This window comes from Shewanella algicola (assembly GCF_014648035.1).
In the GTDB taxonomy this organism is placed as follows: Bacteria; Pseudomonadota; Gammaproteobacteria; order Enterobacterales; family Shewanellaceae; genus Shewanella; species Shewanella algicola.
In genome coordinates this window covers 41388-59809 of the sequence record NZ_BMQI01000017.1, presented here as the reverse complement: position 1 = coordinate 59809, position 18422 = coordinate 41388, and the positions used below count along the sequence as shown (strand labels likewise).

At 42.5% G+C, this 18422-nt stretch carries 15 protein-coding genes and 3 tRNA genes; 6 read left to right on the top strand and 12 right to left on the bottom strand.

Going from position 1 to position 18422, the window contains the following annotated elements:
* The first annotated feature begins 154 nt into the window (after window positions 1-154).
* Together IEY42_RS09285 and IEY42_RS09280 are read left to right on the top strand one after the other, a co-directional pair.
* Entirely contained in the window at window positions 155-1039 is an 885-nt protein-coding gene (locus tag IEY42_RS09285) for a LysR family transcriptional regulator (protein ID WP_308424984.1), read from the top strand.
* A 13-nt stretch (window positions 1040-1052) separates the two neighbouring features.
* Window positions 1053-2297, top strand: a complete 1245-nt coding sequence (locus IEY42_RS09280) for a DUF819 family protein (RefSeq protein WP_188924979.1) — start codon at window positions 1053-1055, stop codon at window positions 2295-2297.
* Window positions 2298-2355: 58 nt separating this feature from the next.
* Here the strand turns inward: IEY42_RS09280 and IEY42_RS09275 are convergent, their stop codons facing one another.
* From IEY42_RS09275 to IEY42_RS09230, 10 genes are all read right to left on the bottom strand, one after another.
* Complete coding sequence (locus tag IEY42_RS09275; RefSeq protein WP_188924978.1) at window positions 2356-3261, bottom strand: AraC family transcriptional regulator; 906 nt, start codon at window positions 3259-3261, stop codon at window positions 2356-2358.
* A gap of 125 nt (window positions 3262-3386) precedes the next feature.
* Complete coding sequence (locus IEY42_RS09270) at window positions 3387-5264, bottom strand: SurA N-terminal domain-containing protein (RefSeq protein WP_188924977.1); 1878 nt, start codon at window positions 5262-5264, stop codon at window positions 3387-3389.
* Between the two features lie 220 nt (window positions 5265-5484).
* Window positions 5485-5757 (bottom strand): nucleoid-associated protein HU-beta, encoded by a 273-nt coding sequence (hupB, locus tag IEY42_RS09265; RefSeq protein WP_160053351.1) that lies wholly within the window; start codon window positions 5755-5757, stop codon window positions 5485-5487.
* Between the two features lie 263 nt (window positions 5758-6020).
* Window positions 6021-8372 carry an endopeptidase La gene (gene lon, locus IEY42_RS09260; RefSeq protein ID WP_188924976.1) on the bottom strand — a complete coding sequence of 784 codons (2352 nt, stop codon included), beginning with the start codon at window positions 8370-8372 and terminating at the stop codon, window positions 6021-6023.
* A gap of 130 nt (window positions 8373-8502) precedes the next feature.
* Window positions 8503-9783, bottom strand: coding sequence for an ATP-dependent protease ATP-binding subunit ClpX (gene clpX / locus IEY42_RS09255; RefSeq protein WP_188924975.1), 1281 nt, complete (start codon window positions 9781-9783; stop codon window positions 8503-8505).
* 132 nt (window positions 9784-9915) lie between these two features.
* Complete coding sequence (gene clpP / locus IEY42_RS09250; protein ID WP_188924974.1) at window positions 9916-10527, bottom strand: ATP-dependent Clp endopeptidase proteolytic subunit ClpP; 612 nt, start codon at window positions 10525-10527, stop codon at window positions 9916-9918.
* A 91-nt stretch (window positions 10528-10618) separates the two neighbouring features.
* Window positions 10619-11923 (bottom strand): trigger factor, encoded by a 1305-nt coding sequence (tig, locus tag IEY42_RS09245; RefSeq protein WP_188924973.1) that lies wholly within the window; start codon window positions 11921-11923, stop codon window positions 10619-10621.
* Window positions 11924-12305: 382 nt separating this feature from the next.
* Window positions 12306-12381: transfer RNA gene (locus IEY42_RS09240), tRNA-His, on the bottom strand.
* Window positions 12382-12389: 8 nt separating this feature from the next.
* Window positions 12390-12466 (bottom strand) — tRNA-Arg (locus IEY42_RS09235).
* Window positions 12467-12560: 94 nt separating this feature from the next.
* Window positions 12561-12637, bottom strand: a tRNA-Pro gene (locus IEY42_RS09230).
* 282 nt (window positions 12638-12919) lie between these two features.
* Here IEY42_RS09230 and folD point away from each other — a divergent pair.
* The gene (folD, locus tag IEY42_RS09225; protein ID WP_188924972.1) at window positions 12920-13774 is read left to right on the top strand and encodes a bifunctional methylenetetrahydrofolate dehydrogenase/methenyltetrahydrofolate cyclohydrolase FolD; all 855 of its coding nucleotides are present in this window, start codon (window positions 12920-12922) and stop codon (window positions 13772-13774) included.
* 83 nt (window positions 13775-13857) lie between these two features.
* On the opposite strand, the gene cysS is transcribed toward folD, so the two are convergent.
* Window positions 13858-15237: a cysteine--tRNA ligase gene (cysS, locus tag IEY42_RS09220; protein ID WP_188924971.1), complete on the bottom strand. Its 1380-nt coding sequence runs from the start codon at window positions 15235-15237 to the stop codon at window positions 13858-13860.
* Window positions 15238-15380: 143 nt separating this feature from the next.
* On the opposite strand from cysS, the gene IEY42_RS09215 reads away from it, so the two are divergent.
* Window positions 15381-15875, top strand: a complete 495-nt coding sequence (locus tag IEY42_RS09215; RefSeq protein WP_188924970.1) for a peptidylprolyl isomerase — start codon at window positions 15381-15383, stop codon at window positions 15873-15875.
* 2 nt (window positions 15876-15877) lie between these two features.
* Window positions 15878-16603: a UDP-2,3-diacylglucosamine diphosphatase gene (locus IEY42_RS09210; protein WP_188924969.1), complete on the top strand. Its 726-nt coding sequence runs from the start codon at window positions 15878-15880 to the stop codon at window positions 16601-16603.
* Window positions 16604-16636: 33 nt separating this feature from the next.
* Here IEY42_RS09210 and miaE read toward each other — a convergent pair whose 3' ends face one another.
* Window positions 16637-17401: a tRNA isopentenyl-2-thiomethyl-A-37 hydroxylase MiaE gene (gene miaE / locus IEY42_RS09205; protein ID WP_188924968.1), complete on the bottom strand. Its 765-nt coding sequence runs from the start codon at window positions 17399-17401 to the stop codon at window positions 16637-16639.
* A gap of 387 nt (window positions 17402-17788) precedes the next feature.
* Here miaE and IEY42_RS09200 point away from each other — a divergent pair, with 387 nt between their 5' ends.
* Window positions 17789-18385 carry a Yip1 family protein gene (locus IEY42_RS09200; protein WP_188919214.1) on the top strand — a complete coding sequence of 199 codons (597 nt, stop codon included), beginning with the start codon at window positions 17789-17791 and terminating at the stop codon, window positions 18383-18385.
* Window positions 18386-18422: the final 37 nt, after the last annotated feature.

Below are 18422 nucleotides of genomic sequence, written 5' to 3'. Positions count from 1 at the left end.
TCCAGGTTAAACAATTGATTACTGTTTAACCTGGCTTTTTATAACGCAAATACGTTGGGAACTTGCTCTTGTTAACGTTTCTAACATTTTCACTAACCTTTCTGTGCGAGTGCATAATGTGCGAGGTATACTTTGTATATCAGCCATTATCAATATGCTTATGCGAATTACTTTAAAACAACTAGCTATTTTTAAAGCCATCCATAATTGTGGACAAATTTCTAGAGCCGCCAAAGAGTTGCACATGTCAGTGCCCGCCGTCAGTATGGCGCTGCGAGATTTAGAAGACTCATTGGGTAGCCGCTTGTTTGAACGCAGCAGTACTGGACTCACCATTAATGACAATGGTGCAGTTATTTTACCCTACGCCAATGAAATGCTGTCTAAAGGCAAAGAATTAGAACATGTATTCGCGCAAGGTGCGGCCATTAGAGGCACGATTAAAGTCGGTTGCAGTAAAACCGCGGGTAATTACGTACTATCACGCAAGATCCCCTTATTTAAGCAACAGCATCCTTCTGTTGATGTGAAGCTAGTCATCAATAACAGCTTAACCATTGAACAAATGGTCGCCGAAAAAGAACTCGACCTTGGCTTTGTTGACGCCAAACCTGTGCATAAAAATTTATCCCATGAGGCTTGGTTAAAAGACCGATTGTGTATCGTCACAGGCGCTAACAATCCACTCGTGTCAGAGCTCATCAGCAGTGAATTACTATCACAGCAGTTATGGGTCATGGATGAAACCATCTCGGTTTCACGGCTCAGAAATACTCAATTACTCCAAAGTGCCAATATTACCATTAACCAAGAGCTGTCCATGAATACCATGGGGGCGATAAAACGCGCTATCGGCACCGGAGTTGGCGTAAGTGTGTTACCGCTTTTAGCCGTTGAAGAAGAAATCATTCGAGGTGACTTAGTCGAGCTGCCCCTAAACTGTTGGGACTATTCTCGCCATTATTGGTCAATTTATCGCTCTGAAGCACCATTAGACCGCTTAACCCGAGAGTTTTTAGACTTTAGCCTACCAAAATGAATTTTTACGCCCAATGATTAATCAAGACCCGGTTATTTTAGGCCTACTTGCCATTACATTAGGGCTTATTTTCTACACCAGCGCCAGTACTCATCGTTACTGGCAAACCTTTTATCGTTATGTGCCTGTCATGGTGGCATGCTATGTGGTGCCATCACTGTTTAACACCTTCGGGTTGGTTGATACCTCAACAAGTCAACTGAGCAGTATTGCCTCGCGCTATATCATGCCAGCGTGTCTCACCTTGCTTATTATTAGCGTCGATATTAAGTCGATGTTAATGCTTGGCCCTAAAATAATTGTGCTGTTTATTGTCGGCAGTATTGGGATTATTCTAGGTGGGCCTTTTTCACTGTATGTCTTTTCAATGCTGTCACCTGAGTTAATAAACTGGCATGGTACGGAAGCTGCCTGGCGTGCGATGGCAACGCTAGCAGGAAACTGGGTGGGAGGTACAGCTAATCAACTGGCCATGAAAGAAGTGTATACCGTTGATGACAATATGTTTGCCATCATGATTTCTGTGAACGTGGTGTTTTCAGCGCTTTGGATGTCATTTTTACTCTTTTGTGCCAATCACGCTAATGCCATTGATAGCAAACTCAAAGCTGACAATAATGGCATAAACAAGCTGGTTGAAAGTATTAACTTGCGCGATAAAGCATTTTCGAAATTTAAGTTACCCATACCCACCCTATCGAGTTATATGGCTATTTTTACGGTGGCATTTGGTGTTACTGGTTTGGCCCATTTGGGCGCAGATCTCTTCGTGCCATTTTTTAGTCATCACTACCCTCAATCGGAAAAACTCAGCTTTACATCGCACTTTTTTTGGATTGTCATCATTGTCACCAGCGTCAGTATTATATTGTCTTACACCAAAGTTAGACGACTTGAGCGCCAGGGCGCATCGAAAATATCAACCGTATTACTGTACCTATTAATCGCCACCATGGGATTAAAAATGGACTTAACCATGATCAATGACTTTCCTATTTATTTTGCAATTGGCTTTGTCTGGCTTGCCTTTCACGCCTTACTGATTTTAATTGCAGGATTAATCATAAAAGCGCCATTAGCGTATATGGCCATTAGCAGCCAATGTTGTATTGGCGGCGCGGCATCATCGCCAATAGTGGCTATGGCGTTTAATCGCCACCTAGCACCAGTCGCAGTGATGTTCTCGGTATTTGGCTATGCTTGGGCCAATTACATGGTGTGGATTTGTGCCGAGTTAATGCGCATGATCAATCAATAATTCAATCATAAATGACCGCCAATCATTAACGACGGCTCATTGACTAAAAACGCTAAAGCTATTGTAAAGGTAAGTAGATATCGACTGCTTGTTGCAGTTCGGTGCCGGGCTCAGCAACTTGGACAACGTTAAGGCGTTCAAACATCAATGGGCTATTGCGTAATGAATATAACTGCTCGTTTAACCAAATACGGTAAAGGTAATCAACTCCAGCATGCAACAGCGCATTGATATTGCTATTTTGCTTATCGGTTGTTACCGATAACTTTGCATAACGACCAGCAACAATAATGTTGGTCTCAATACCCTCTTGTGTTAAGCCCGTTGACGCTAACCTCGAATATGTTGCTTCATCAAGTGAGACGCCAATATCCATATGATATGGCTGCGCTTGTGGCAGACTGTGCACTAGATTAAACGTTCGACCAACGTTAGGCCCCACTGCGTATTTTTGCCGCCATTGAATAAAACGTTCGATCGTCTTAGGCATTGCCTTGCCAGGGCCATTGTGCGTAACGCTAGCCAGCGTTAAGGCATCCATTGACACTATTTCAACATCAGCAGTGAGCATTCCATCCTGAGGTGACTGAAACGATTTAAGCGGTTGTTGTTTGGCAAAGAAATTGTTCCAATCGGGCGCTTGCCTGAATGACTGTGGGCTTTGACCAATACTATGAGTGAACGAGTCAACAAAGTCTGCTTCATTGTTATAACCTAAATTGGTCGCGATAGCCTCAAGTGAAATTTGTTCGCCAAACCCCAATTGATGAGCTGCCTGCAAACTTTTAAGTAACTCGACGTATTCCTCAATCGACAAACGGTATAGCGAGTAAAACAAGTGTTGAAAATGACACGATGGCAGGTCTGCAACCGTTGCCAGGGTATCAATATTCAGTGGAGCTGCAATATTAGAATCGATATAGGCGAGTGCTTTTTCAAATGCTTGATCGAGTTTATGGCTCACTTGTTTTCCTTATGACCTAAAATAAAAAGACCTAGACAGTATGCCTAGGTCTTTTCTATTTCACTAATTTAACTGACTAAAACGAATTGACGTTAATGAGATTAACGCAATTCATTGTCATTTAATTATTCAACTACTGGATACTCAATTTCAGCATCAGCTTTAAGTGTAGCAATCACAGCACGGTAATCTGCTTCGCTGTTTTGTGGTGCTAAGCGTTGCTTAAGGGTATTAATTAAATTGTCGTTAATGCCTTGAGCTTCATTCACTTTATCAACCACAATCACTGCGTACCCTGTTGCTAGTGCAGCAGTATCAATTGATACACTGTTTGCAGCTGGCGCGGCAATCTTGAAAGCTTTGTTAGTGATGGCTTGGTCAATATCTTGATTGAAACGGCCAAGACCTGGTAACGATGTTAATGTTGCACCTGTTAATGTGTCGTTCCCCGCTTTTAACTGAGCCATAAACTCTGCTGCATTTTCGCGTGCAGTTTCGTTAGCTTTATCTTGTTTTAAGCGATCTACGATAGCCGTTTTAACGTCAGCAAATGGTTGCGTTCCTGCCATGTTATGTTGTTTTACACGAATAACAACCACATGGTTAGGCGCTAACTCAATCACGTCACTGTTCATGCCACTGGCCAATACTTGGTCAGAGAATGCCGCTTTAATAAACTCAGGGTTATTGAATTTAGCTGGCACGTTATCACGCGAGAACAACGCTGTAGTTTGCACTTTAGCATCTACTGCTTGCGCAGTATCAATTAAGGTATCTGGGATCTCATAGCTGGTATCAGCCAGTTTGCTTTGTAGACCATAAAACACATCTAATGCTGCATTCTCTTGCAGCTGAGCCACAATTTTAGCTTTTACATCATCAAATGCAGTCGCTTGGCTTGCTTGCACGTCAAGTAACTTGATGATGTGGTAACCAAACTCACTCTTAACCACTGGCGATACCTGGTCTTGTTGTAGCGCAAATAATGCCTCATCAAATGCAGGATCCATCACGCCTTGCTCAAACCAATCTAATTGACCGCCTTGTTCAGCACTTAACTGGTCATCAGAGTCAGTTTTAGCCACTTCTGCGTAATCTTCGCCTTGGTTTAACTTCGCAACAATCGCATCAGCTTTTGCTTGGTCAGCACTTTCATCGTCAGTTGCCGCAACAAAAATGTGTGCAGCTAAGCGTTTTTCAGCTGTTTGGTATTGTGATTGGTTCTCGTCATAATAGGCTTTAACTTCTTCGTCTGTTATTTGGCTATTTTGAGCCATATCCACAGCGTTAAGTTCAACGTACTCTACGCTGACTTGTTCAGGGCTCATAAATTGAGCTAAGTTAGCGTCATAATAAGTTTTAGCTTCTTCATCTGACACTGAAACACTTGATAAGTACGGTGTAGAGTCAACAACTAAATAACGAATATCACGAGTTTGACCTTGTACTTGGGCAAGCTGTTTAGCTTCGCCGTCTAATACAAACTCACTGCCAACAATTGCATTTAATAACTGACGACGTGTCATATCGACACGCATCATATTCCTGAAACTGGTGGTTTGATAACCTAATTGACGCAGTACCGCTAAGTAGCGCTCATTATCAAATTTACCATCAGTTTGAAATGCAGGTTCTTCAATGATGGCTTTTTTAATTTGATCATCAGAAACACGCAAACCTAATTTGCTTGCAGCTTGATCAATTAGCTTGTCGGCCACTAAACGGTCTAATACACCTTGTTTAATACCATTCATGTAATTGTCATCAGCGGCTAATGCATTAAACATTTCACCTAACTGCTGCTCAATGCGTGAGCGTTCATTTTGGAAAGCATTTTCCAATTCGCTAGCGCTAACTTCTTCACCATTAACGATTGCGGCTGGAACACCAGTATTAGAGCCTAAATAGCTACTCACACCGGCAAAAGCAAAAGAAAGTATCACAAGGACAAGAATTGTTTTAGCAACAACTCCTTGTGAGCCTTCACGGATTTTTTCTAACATCTGAATTCTCGCTTGTTGCGATTAATAAAATAAAAAGGCGCATCACCTTGTGGATGCGCCTTAATGTAAATTATATGGAGTTATCAGACGCTACCACGGGTATGACCCAATACTCCCAATATTCATTATGCTTTGCATAACAATATTGCTTTTCGTAAAAAGCACTGCATAAGCAGTGCTTGTATTTACGAATGCCTTACAAAGGCTACGTTGCTAATGATTAGTTAACAGCGTCTTTTAGCGCTTTGCCAGCTTTGAACGCAGGAATGTTCGCAGCAGCAATTTTAATTTCTTTACCCGTTTGTGGGTTACGGCCAGTACGCTCAGCACGTTGACGTACTTCAAATGTACCAAAACCAACTAGAGAAATCTTATCGCCTTCTTTAAGACCTTCAGTAACAGCAGCGATAAAAGAATCTAGTGCGCGGCCAGCAGCAGCTTTAGAAATATCAGCACCAGATGCGATTTTCTCGATTAGTTCAGATTTGTTCATGTCATCCCCTTGAATGTTATTGTCGCGCCGCAACCAAATCCGTGTTTAGAGCGGTCTGCGGAGGCTTTATTGTAATAAGTTTGATAACACATCAAACTTAGTATGAAAACCAAAAAAATGAAATTGGATACAGCTCAAAGTCAGATGCCCCAAGGGCTTGGTGCGCCTGACTCTCCACAGACCTAGGCTACCACAGGTCAGCGTTTTGTTAAGCCCCTTTTTTCATTTTTTTTATGCTCTACAGCAATTTTTTAACTAACAAGCTATTTTTTAACCACTTCGAAGCCTTCAACCGGTCGCTCAAGCGCCAATTTCAAGACTTCATCAACCCAACGCACAGGATGAATGGTTAAATCAGCAATTACATTTGCTGGAATTTCTTCCAAATCGCGCTCATTTTCTTTAGGAATCAACACGTGTTTAATGCCACCGCGATGTGCTGCCAGTAACTTTTCTTTCAATCCACCAATCGGTAACACTTCACCACGTAGGGTTATTTCACCTGTCATGGCGACATCACTGCGCACAGGATTACCGGTTAAGCTAGAAACTAACGCAGTACACATTGCCGCGCCAGCTGATGGGCCATCTTTTGGTGTCGCGCCTTCAGGTACATGCACGTGAATATCACGTTTTTCATAAAAGTCGCCGTTAATACCTAAGTTTTCAGCGCGAGCACGCACAACCGTCATTGCAGCTTGAATCGACTCTTTCATAACATCGCCAAGCGAACCGGTATAGGTTAGCTTACCTTTACCCGCTACCGAGGTGGCTTCGATTGTTAATAAATCACCGCCAACCTGTGTCCAAGCAAGCCCAGTTACCTGGCCAATTTGGTTGCTTGATTCCGCTTTACCAAAGTCGAAACGTTGCACGCCTAGGAATGACTTAAGGTTATCTTGATTGACCTCAACCACTTTAACGGTTTTGTCTAACAAAATTTGCTTAACCACTTTTCGGCATATCTTAGAGAGTTCACGCTCTAATGAACGCACACCGGCTTCACGGGTGTAATAGCGAATGATGCCTAAAATGGCACTGTCATCAACATTGATCTCTTTAGCTTTAAGACCATTACGCTCAACTTGCTTTGGCAATAAATGTTGCTTAGCAATGTTCAGCTTTTCATCTTCGGTGTAACCCGCTAAACGGATGACTTCCATACGGTCAAGTAACGGACCTGGAATATCCATTGAGTTAGACGTTGCCACGAACATGACATCAGATAAATCGTAATCGACTTCTAAGTAATGGTCGTTAAAGGTCGCGTTTTGCTCAGGATCGAGTACTTCTAATAATGCCGACGATGGATCGCCACGCATGTCAGAACTCATCTTGTCGATTTCATCAAGTAAGAATAATGGGTTTTTAACGCCCACTTTAGCCATTTTTTGAATAACTTTACCTGGCATTGAACCAATATAAGTACGGCGATGACCACGAATTTCAGCTTCATCACGCACGCCGCCTAATGCTACGCGTACATACTTACGACCCGTCGCTTTCGCAATGGATTGGCCTAGTGAGGTTTTACCGACACCTGGTGGTCCGACTAAACACAAGATTGGACCTTTAAGTTGCTTAACTCGGCTTTGTACCGCTAAATATTCAAGAATGCGCTCTTTGACTTTTTCAAGACCGTGATGGTCAGTGTCGAGCACTTCTTGCGCTTTGGCTAAGTCACGCTTAATTTTAGAGCGTTGCTTCCAAGGCACTGACGTCATCCAATCAACATAACTGCGAACAACCGTCGCTTCTGCTGACATCGGTGACATCATTTTCAGTTTATTGAGTTCAGCACTGGCTTTTTCTTTGGCATCGCTTGGCATGCCAGCTTCTTCAATTTTACGCGCTAATACTTCAAATTCGTCGTGGCTTTCGTCAATGTCGCCTAACTCTTTTTGAATGGCTTTCATTTGCTCATTCAAATAGTATTCGCGCTGACTTTTTTCCATCTGCTTTTTAACGCGGGTACGGATTCGTTTTTCAACTTGCAATAAGTCGATTTCCGATTCCATCATCGCCATTAAATATTCAAGACGTTCGCCGACATTGATCATTTCTAATACCGATTGCTTGTCTTCAAGCTTTAACGGCATGTGCGCAGCCATGGTATCGGCTAAACGCGCAGCTTCATCAATACCCGATAATGAAGTAAGCACTTCAGGTGGGATCTTTTTATTGAGTTTGATGTAGCCTTCAAATTGACCGATAGCACTGCGGACCAGTACTTCTTCTTCCTTGTCGCTTAATGCTTGCGATTCAAGGTATTCGGCTGTAGCTGCGAAGAATTCTTCTTCTTGAGTGTAACGGGTAATTTTAGCACGCTGACCGCCTTCAACGAGCACTTTAACTGTGCCATCAGGAAGTTTTAATAGCTGCAAAATAGACGCTACAGTACCGATATCAAAAATATCGTCTTTGCCTGGCTCGTCTAAATCAGCATCACGCTGAGCGACCAGTAAAATTTGTTTGTCTTGTTCCATTGCCGATTCTAGGCAACGAATGGATTTTTCCCGTCCTACGAATAGCGGAATTACCATGTGTGGATAAACCACCACATCTCGCAGTGGTAATACGGGGAGTTCGATATGCGCTTCACGCTCTTGGGTCATGGCTCGATTCCGTTTAATGAAATAGACTAATACTGAGTATATTGGGGTGTTGTTGTCAGTTTCAATGGCCAATACGAAAAAAGGAGCCCAATGGACTCCTTATTTTTCAGTTTATTAGCCTTTAGAACAATTATTGTTCGCCTGAAGCCGCCTGAGTATCGGTGTTTTCGTAAATTAAAATAGGTGCAGATTCGCCTTTAACCACAGACTCATCAATGACCGCTTTAATGACACCCTCTGTTGATGGAATGTCGTACATGGTATCAAGCAAGATGCTTTCAACAATTGAACGCAATCCACGCGCACCGGTTTTACGTGACATGGCTTTATGAGCAATGGCTTGTAATGCATCTTCGCGGAACTCAAGTTCCACGTTTTCCATTTCAAACAACGCGCCATACTGCTTAGTCAACGCATTTTTAGGCTCAGATAAAATCTGTACAAGTGCAGCTTCATCTAACTCTGTTAGTGTTGCTAGAACAGGTAAACGACCAATAAATTCAGGAATTAAACCAAATTTAACTAAATCGCCAGGTTCTACTTTGCCTAAAACCTGTGAAATCGTTGCTTTGTCAGCTTCGCCTTTCACTTCTGCACCAAAACCGATACCAGTGCCAGTGTGAGCACGTTGCTCAATCACTTTTTCAAGTCCTGCGAATGCACCACCACAAATAAACAGAATTTTAGAGGTATCAACCTGTAAAAACTCTTGCTGTGGGTGTTTACGGCCGCCTTGTGGCGGCACAGAAGCAACAGTGCCTTCAATGAGCTTAAGCAAGGCTTGCTGCACACCTTCACCAGATACATCACGGGTGATCGATGGGTTGTCTGATTTGCGGCTAATTTTGTCGATTTCATCGATATAAACGATGCCACGCTCAGCTTTCTCAACGTCGTAATCACATTTTTGCAGTAGCTTCTGAATGATGTTTTCTACATCTTCCCCCACATAACCGGCTTCGGTTAATGTGGTTGCATCTGCCATGGTAAACGGCACGTTAAGTGACCGAGCTAAAGTTTCAGCCAGCAAGGTTTTACCACTACCGGTAGGACCAATAAGCAAAATGTTACTTTTACCAAGCTCTACACCATCTTTGACCGTGCCATTACGTAAGCGTTTGTAGTGATTGTATACCGCAACAGCCAATACTTTTTTAGCCTGGTCCTGGCCAATGACGTAGTCGTCTAAATGCTGGCGCAGCTCATGTGGTGTCGGTAATTTATCTTCATCACGCTTAGGCGAAATCTCTTTGATTTCCTCTCGGATGATGTCATTACATAAATCAACACATTCATCGCACACGTATACCGATGGGCCAGCAATCAGTTTTCTCACTTCATGCTGACTTTTTCCGCAAAAAGAGCAGTACAGCAATTTGCTGCTGTCACCGTTATTTTTGTTATCGCCCATTATTCTACCTCTGGTTGCAGCCTAGACATTACATCTGAGCTCTGCTTGTCGATATGCATACTGGCTGTATATCTGGATTATTCGTTCATTAGAATGAAGAATAACCCAGTCACAGCAAAAAATCAGCCTGTATTAACTACGGGTTGTTAATACTGAATCTACTAGGCCGTATTCTACCGCTTGTGATGCACTCATAAAGTTGTCACGGTCTGTGTCTCGTTCTACAACTTCGAGCGGTTGACCTGTGTGTTCAGCTAGCATTTGGTTTAACTTATTTTTAATGCCTAAAATTTCCTGGGCATGAATAGCAATGTCTGATGCTTGACCTTGGAAACCACCTAATGGTTGGTGGATCATCACGCGTGAGTTAGGTAAGCAATGACGCTTCCCTTCTGCGCCGCCAGCCAATAAGAATGCCCCCATACTTGCCGCTTGGCCAATACATACAGTACTGACGTTTGGCTTAATAAATTGCATGGTGTCATAAATAGCCATACCCGCAGTGACCGAGCCACCTGGCGAGTTGATATAAAGATAGATATCTTTGTCTGGGCTCTCTGACTCTAAGAATAATAATTGGGCCACAATGAGGTTAGCCATATGTTCTTCAACCTGGCCAACTAAAAAAATAACACGTTCTTTTAATAAACGAGAATAGATATCGTAAGAACGTTCACCTTTCGCTGTTTGTTCAACAACCATAGGTACAAGCGCATTGAGTACTGATTCTGGTGCTTTATGCATTATTCATTTCCCTAAAAATAAAAATGGCCCGCATGAGGAACCTCATACGAGCCATTATAAATGGCGAACGCCTTGTTAAGTCAAGCTTAGCTTACGCTTTGCCTGTAGCCTTGTTCATAAATTCTTCAAAAGCAACTTCTTTTGTCGTTACTTGAGCCGATTTTAGTAGGGCTTCAACAGCTTGCTCTTCAAGCGCTACATTGCGCATGTTTTGCATGAGTTCTTTGTTTGAGTTGTAGTAAGCTACAACTTCAGATGGATCTTCATACGCAGAAGCCATAGATTCGATCAATGCATTAACGCGATCGTCTTCAGCTTTAAGCTCGTTAGTTTTGATCACTTCGCCTAATAGCAAACCAATCTTAACGCGACGCTCTGCTTGCTCAGTGAATAATTCAGCTGGAAGCTCAGGCATGTTTTCAGTTTGACCACCAAAACGTTGCATAGCTTGCTGACGTAAAACGTCAACTTCACCATCTACAAGCGCTTTAGGGATAGCAATTTCGTTAGCGGCTAGTAAACCAGTAATCACTTGCTCTTTAACATTAGCTTTAAGCGCTTGCTCTAGCTCGCGAGTCATGTTTTTACGGATTTCAGCTTTAAGCGCTTCTAAGCCGCCTTCTGCGATGCCAAATAGTGAAGCAAATTCATCATTCACTTCTGGTAAGCTTGCACCTTGAACTTCAGTTAAGGTAATAGCGAATTTAGCCGCTTTGCCTTTCAAGTTCTCAGCGTGGTAGTCTTCTGGGAATGACACTTCGATTTCGAATTCGTCGCCGGCTTTATGACCAACAACGCCTGTTTCAAAACCAGGGATCATACGGTTTGAACCGATTTGAAGTTCGAAATCGTCGGCTTTGCCGCCTTCAAACTCTTCACCGTCGATAGAACCCACAAAGTTCATTTTAACTTTGTCGCTATCAGCAGCTTCACGTTCAACAACAGCATAAGTTGCGTGTTGCTTACGTAATGTTTCAATCATTGTATCAACGTCTGCTTCGTTTACGTCAGCGTGTGGCTGTTCAACGGCAATCGTATCTAAACCCGTTAAGGCAACTTCTGGATAGACTTCAAACGTAGCTACGAATTCAAACGTGTCACCTTCAGTAGCACCAGGAGTAAATACTGGCGCGCCTGCTGGGTTTAATTTTTCAGCTACAATTGCTTCGATAAAGTTACGTTGCATCACTTCACCAGTGATGTCTTGACGAATGGCTTTACCATAACGCTTGTTGATTTCAGTGACTGGTACTTTGCCAGGACGGAAACCAGGAAGACGTGCACGCTTTGCTTCGCGTAATACGTTGTCTTTAACCAATTTCTCGATTTGCTCAGCAGGTACAGAAATAGTTAGGCGACGCTCTAGGCCTTGAGTTGTTTCAACAGAAACTTGCATTGTTTTACCTCGAAATATGTCTAACGTTCTTTGTAATAGTCGACAACTCAACTATTTGATATTCGTTTCTTGACCGTGTGTTTAGCTAAGGCCACCAGCACAGCGATATTATGATGCTGAAAACGCTGTTGGTTCAGGTAGCTTATTGTTGATATTTATCAAGACGCGACATTATAGCTACCGTTTTTCGCATAGTCGAGCCTGAAAAGGGCGATTTAAGCGATAAAAAGGTCGACTTTAAGCCATTTTGACGTGTTTGCACGTTTAATGCGCTAAATGCTTTGTGAGGTAAACGATAAAATACTTTACACGAAGGCTTCTTTGATGATGTGTCACATTCTGACTTACTTGCAGCCTAATATGTGATTTATTCAAAGAAGAATGGGGTGACTGATGGGGCTCGAACCCACGACAACCGGAATCACAATCCGGGACTCTACCAACTGAGCTACAATCACCACTGAAATGGTACGCCCGGCAGGGCTCGAACCTGCGACCACCCGCTTAGAAGGCGGGTGCTCTATCCAACTGAGCTACGGGCGCATGGTACAGCAATTTGCTGTTTCCTGTCTGGCTAAACAAGCTTAACACTTGTTTGATTATTTGTTTAGTTAGCACATAAACAAATAATTGAATTTGGTCGGTGATAGAGGATTCGAACCTCTGACCCTCTCGTCCCAAACGAGATGCGCTACCGGGCTGCGCTAATCACCGAGTATATCTATTCTCAACATATCGCAGCAATACACTGTAACCATGTTGTCTCGAGAACGGAGCGCATCTTAACGAGTCACTTTGTTATCGTCAACGATTTTTTTGAGCTAATTGTCTATATGTTGAATTTAACAGCAAAAAGAGTGATTAGCATCAAAGAGCGAATAGTTTATTCACTGTATTTCCTTGTCTAGCAAATGACACTCTTTTAATCGCCTGTTAGAATACTCCCGATTTACACACCAGCCACAACCTGCGCCATTCAAAGGAAACTCTACAGCCATGACTGCTCAACTTATTGACGGTAAAGCCATTGCACAATCTATTCGCAGTACCCTTAAACAAAAAGTCGCCGCGAGAAAAGAAGCTGGCCTTCGGGCACCAGGACTCGCAGTTATTTTAGTGGGTAGCGATGCTGCGTCACAGGTTTATGTAGGTAGTAAGCGCCGCGCTTGTGAAGAAGTCGGATTTGAATCGCAATCATTTGATCTTGACACAAGCACATCTGAATCTGAGTTATTAGCATTAATTGACCAATGCAACGATAACCCTCAAATAGACGGCATTTTAGTGCAACTGCCATTGCCTGAGCATATTGACGATTCTAAAGTGATTGAGCGTATTCGACCTGATAAAGACGTTGATGGTTTTCATCCTTATAACGTGGGCCGTTTAGCTCAGCGCATCCCTGTGCTGCGCTCATGCACACCGATGGGTATTATGACGTTAATCAAGTCTACAGGCATCGATACTTATGGATTAGATGCAACGGTTGTAGGGGCGTCGAACATTGTCGGTCGTCCAATGACGTTAGAGCTTTTGTTAGCAGGATGCACCACGACCACCTGTCATCGTTTTACTAAAAATTTAGAACAAAAAGTGCGCCAGGCTGATTTATTAGTGGTTGCTGTCGGTAAACCTGGGTTTATACCTGGAGAATGGATTAAACCTGGTGCCATTGTCATTGATGTTGGTATTAACCGTACAGAAGACGGCCGTTTAGTCGGTGATGTTGAATATGATGTGGCGGCGCAAAATGCGGCATTTATTACTCCCGTCCCTGGCGGCGTAGGTCCTATGACGATTGCGAGTTTATTAGAAAACACGTTATATGCTTGCGAGAAATACCATAGCTAATTTACTCCTTATCAGTTGAGCCATAGCTGATATACAAAAAAGCCTGCAATTTTTGCAGGCTTTTTGTTTATAACAATTTAGAACTATTTTTTACGCCACGTGGTGCCTGCTGGGCCGTCTTCTAAAATCACCCCAAGCTCGTTTAAACGATCACGTGCGACATCAGCTGCTGGCCAATCTTTTTCGGTTCTGGCGCGGTTACGCTCAACGATTAGGGCTTCTATCTCCGCCACTTCATCATCTGTCCCCTCACCTTTGAAAAATGCTTCTGGCGTTTGGCTAATCAACCCTAATACATCCGTTAACTGCTTAAGACTTACGCCTAAGGCTGATGCAGCAGCCATATCAGTCAGTTTAAGACGGTTGATTTCTCTGACCATATCAAACAACACAGAGTATGCTTCTGGTGTATTAAAATCATCATCCATCGCGTGCTTAAACTTAGTAACGTATTGTTCAGCATCAGCAGGGGCAATGGTTAAATCTAAATCTTTAAGCGCCGTATATAAACGCTCTAGCGCTGCACGAGCTTGTTTTAAATTGTCTTCAGAATAATTTAGCTGGCTACGGTAATGGCCTGACAACAAAAAGTAACGCACTGTTTCTGGGTCGTAATGTTCAAGCACGTCACGAATGGTAAAGAAATTACCTAATGATTTAGACATTTTCTCGCGATCAACCATCACCATGCCAGAATGCATCCAATAGTTAACATAAGGCGTGTCGTGGGCACAGCAAGACTGCGCAATTTCGTTTTCATGATGCGGGAACTGCAAATCACTGCCGCCGCCATGAATATCAAAATGCACACCTAAATGTTTGCTGTTCATTGCTGAACATTCAATGTGCCAACCTGGGCGACCTGGTCCCCATGGCGAATCCCAAGTAGGTTCACCCGGCTTAGACATTTTCCACAAGACAAAATCCATTGGGTTTTGTTTGCTTTGGTCTACTTCAACTCGGGCGCCGGCCTGTAGCTGGTCAAGATTCTGGCCAGATAAACGGCCATAGTCTTTGTAAGATGACACGCTAAACAACACATCACCATCAGGCGCGACATAGGCATGACCGCGGTCAAGAAGTAGTTGCACCATGTCGATAATTTCAGGCATGTGCAAAGTTGCGCGAGGCTCAAAATCGGGGCGTAACATGTTTAACGAATCAAAGTCGCGGTGCATTTCAGCGGTCAAACGCTCTGTTAGCGCTTCACATGACTCGTTGTTTTCAGCGGCACGCTTGATAATTTTGTCATCAACATCGGTAATGTTACGCTGAAAATTAACCTCATAACCACTGTAGCGTAAGTAACGGACTATCATGTCAAACGATACAAAAGTACGTCCGTGACCAATATGACATAAATCGTAAATTGTCACGCCACATACGTACATGCCAATTTTGCCAGGATTTATTGGTTTAAATTCTTGTTTTTCACGACTAATACTATTGTAAATCTTTAACATCGAAAGTTCTCTTTTACACTAATTTATTATGGTAAATGCTAGCCGTGAGTCTACCATGTTGTCACCTGTTTTGAACACTGCACTTTATGCCGCAACTAAGATAAGTTAGAATCGCGCAAATTATTTTTTCTAGGTGAATATTAATGGTTACTTTACACACAAATTTTGGCGACATTACTTTACAACTTGATGCTGAAAAAGCCCCTTTAACTGTGGCTAACTTCATGAAATATGTTGAAGAAGGTTTTTATGACAACACCATCTTCCACCGTGTTATCGATGGTTTCATGATCCAAGGCGGTGGTTTTACCGAAGATATGGGCCAAAAGCGTTGCAATGAAGCCGTAAAAAATGAAGCTAGCAATGGTTTATCAAACCGTAAAGGTACTGTTGCGATGGCACGTACTTCAGATCCGCATTCTGCTACAGCGCAATTTTTCATTAACATCAACGACAACACTTTCCTTGATTTTAAATCAGAAACAAGCCAAGGCTGGGGTTACTGTGTGTTCGGTGAAGTTGTTGAAGGCTTAGATGTGGTTGAAAAAATTAAAGCCGTTGCTACTGGTAACCGTGGCATGCACCAGGATGTGCCATTAGAAGCCGTTATTATCAACAATGTTAGTGTAAAAGCATAATTTTGCGTCGCACTGTCTTTGTGGGCGATTTGCACTTAAGTGCAGATCGTCCAGATATTACCCATGCTTTTGTAGACTTTCTCGCGAACGGTTTAGACGATGCCGAGGCGCTGTATATTATTGGTGATTTATTTGAAGTGTGGATGGGCGATGATATTGCTGAGCCATTTACCAATGATATTGCCACAGCAATAAAAGCCGTTTCCGCTAAAATGCCAGTGTATTTCATTCATGGCAATCGTGATTTTATGATCGGTCGCGCTTTTTGCAAGCGAGCGGGCATGCAAATTTTACCCGAAGTGCACTGTATTGATTTATATGGCACGCGCACAGTGATTTTACACGGTGACAGTCTTTGTACACTTGATGAAGCTTATCAGCGCTTTAGACGTTTTCGAAGCATTGCGATGGTGAGGTGGATATACGCACATATACTGCCTAAACAAACCCGCTTAAACATTGCCGCTAAAATTAGACAAAAAAGTGTTCAGGGTAATCAGCAAAAGCACCATGAAATCATGGACGTTGAACCTACAGCCGTAGATGAACTCCTGACTAAAACTAACTGCCAACGTATGATCCATGGTCATACCCATCGCCCCAATATTCATCAACTTAGCGGCAATAAACAACGTGTTGTTGTCGGAGATTGGTACACTCAAGGCAGTGTGTTATCGGTGACACCACAAGGTTGTGAGCTAGAGCAAAGGCCTTTTTTAGAAGCCTAACGTTGTAAATACGAGTCTACCTGCATTTGGACTCTACACTGGAGTCCCGCTGTGAAAGCGAAAGTCGTTATCTTCAGACAATATCAATGCCGCTTCTTGTTGCCTGAAATAAGCAATTCTGTCGCTAATATCTTCACCTGCTACTTCTTGTGCTAAAGCAAGGTAATCTTGATAATGGCGAGCTTCAGAGCGAAGTAGAGACACATAAAACTTATTAAGTTCATCATCTAAGTGTGGGGCTAATTTGGCAAAGCGTTCACAAGAGCGCGCTTCAATAAATGCACCAATAATCAATTTATCGATAATCGTTAATGGCTCATGAGTTCGAACATGAGTGATTAATTGTTTGGCATAGTGCCCTGCTCTCATATTATTGTATTCAATCCCACGCGCGGTCATGATTTGCAGGACTTGCTCAAAGTGATGAAACTCTTCTTTAATCAACCGCACCATTTTAGTCATTAAGTTTGAACTGATTGGTAATAATTGACTGGCAACCAGCTCACTTGTTATGTCATTTTTCTTAACGTCTCGATTCAAAAAAGCATTAGCATCGCGATCTTTGCTATATACAAATGTTTCGTAAGGTTTAGCCCAAGCTAATAATATAGCTGCACTCGATTTATCGATTGCATACTTGCGGATCATCATCATCGCAGTTTGAGCCGCTTTAAGCTCACAATTACAGTGATCAATTAATAATGCATTCAGTTGCTCGGGCTGCTTGGCGAAATTGACCCAGGCATCTGGTGTTTCACAACCTAAAAATTGATTAATTGGTTCAAGTAATTGCTGCATGTTGCTATAGACCCTTTATAAAACATCTATCGCTATTTTACCGTTTGACTGATCTTTTCTAAAGCTCAAACGTAATACGACTTGACGAATTAAGATTTATGTACAATAAATGTGCAATATTCAGGTTGTGGATTTCAATATCTGAATATTAATTGTAATCAAACGAAATTTCAGGTTTGTGCTAAACTGAAAAAGTAAGGTCAATCTCCTTTAAACACCTCCTGTTGGGATGAGGTGAGCACTGAGCAATAACGGGTTAGCAAGGAGTCTGCTAACCGTTAATTGTAAAGTACTGTGAACTGATGAAGGCGATTGATTAAAAGCTGTAGTCAGTTCGTCTGTTGTTTGGCGAGCTAGGTTGAGAAATGCTAAACAAGGATAATTATAATGGTACTGAATCACTTAATGGGGCTATACACTCATCCGAAACAAGAGTGGCAAACAATTGAAAAAAACCATGAAGCGCTGAAAAGCAGCTTAAGTCATGTATTACTTATCGCGCTAATTCCTGCTATTTGCTCTTATTTTGCCACCGCACACATTGGTTGGCATCCAGGGGCTGGCGAATTGCTATTTTTAACACCTAAAAGCGCCATGTTTATGTCGATTGGCATGTACTTTGGCTTAATATTTGGGGTGTTAGCATTGGCTTACTTAGCCTATTGGATGGGTAAAACCTTTGATGCTGACCCAACATATACTCAAGCATTAGAACTAGCAGCTTATACTGCAACCCCTTTATTTATGGTTGGATTAGCCGCGTTATACCCTGTATTGTGGTTTATTATGGTCGTAGGATTAATAGGCTTAACCTATTCGGTCTATCTTCTGTACGCGGGCGTGCCAATCATCATGAACATACCTGAAGAAAAAGGCTTTATTTATGCTAGTTCAGTTGTCACGGCAGGCTTAGTGTTGCTAGTTGCACTGATGGCAAGTAGTGTTATTTTATGGAGCGTAGGCTTTGGCCCTATGTTACAATAGCTGGTTTCAATACAATAAAAAAGGCGCTTTGAGCGCC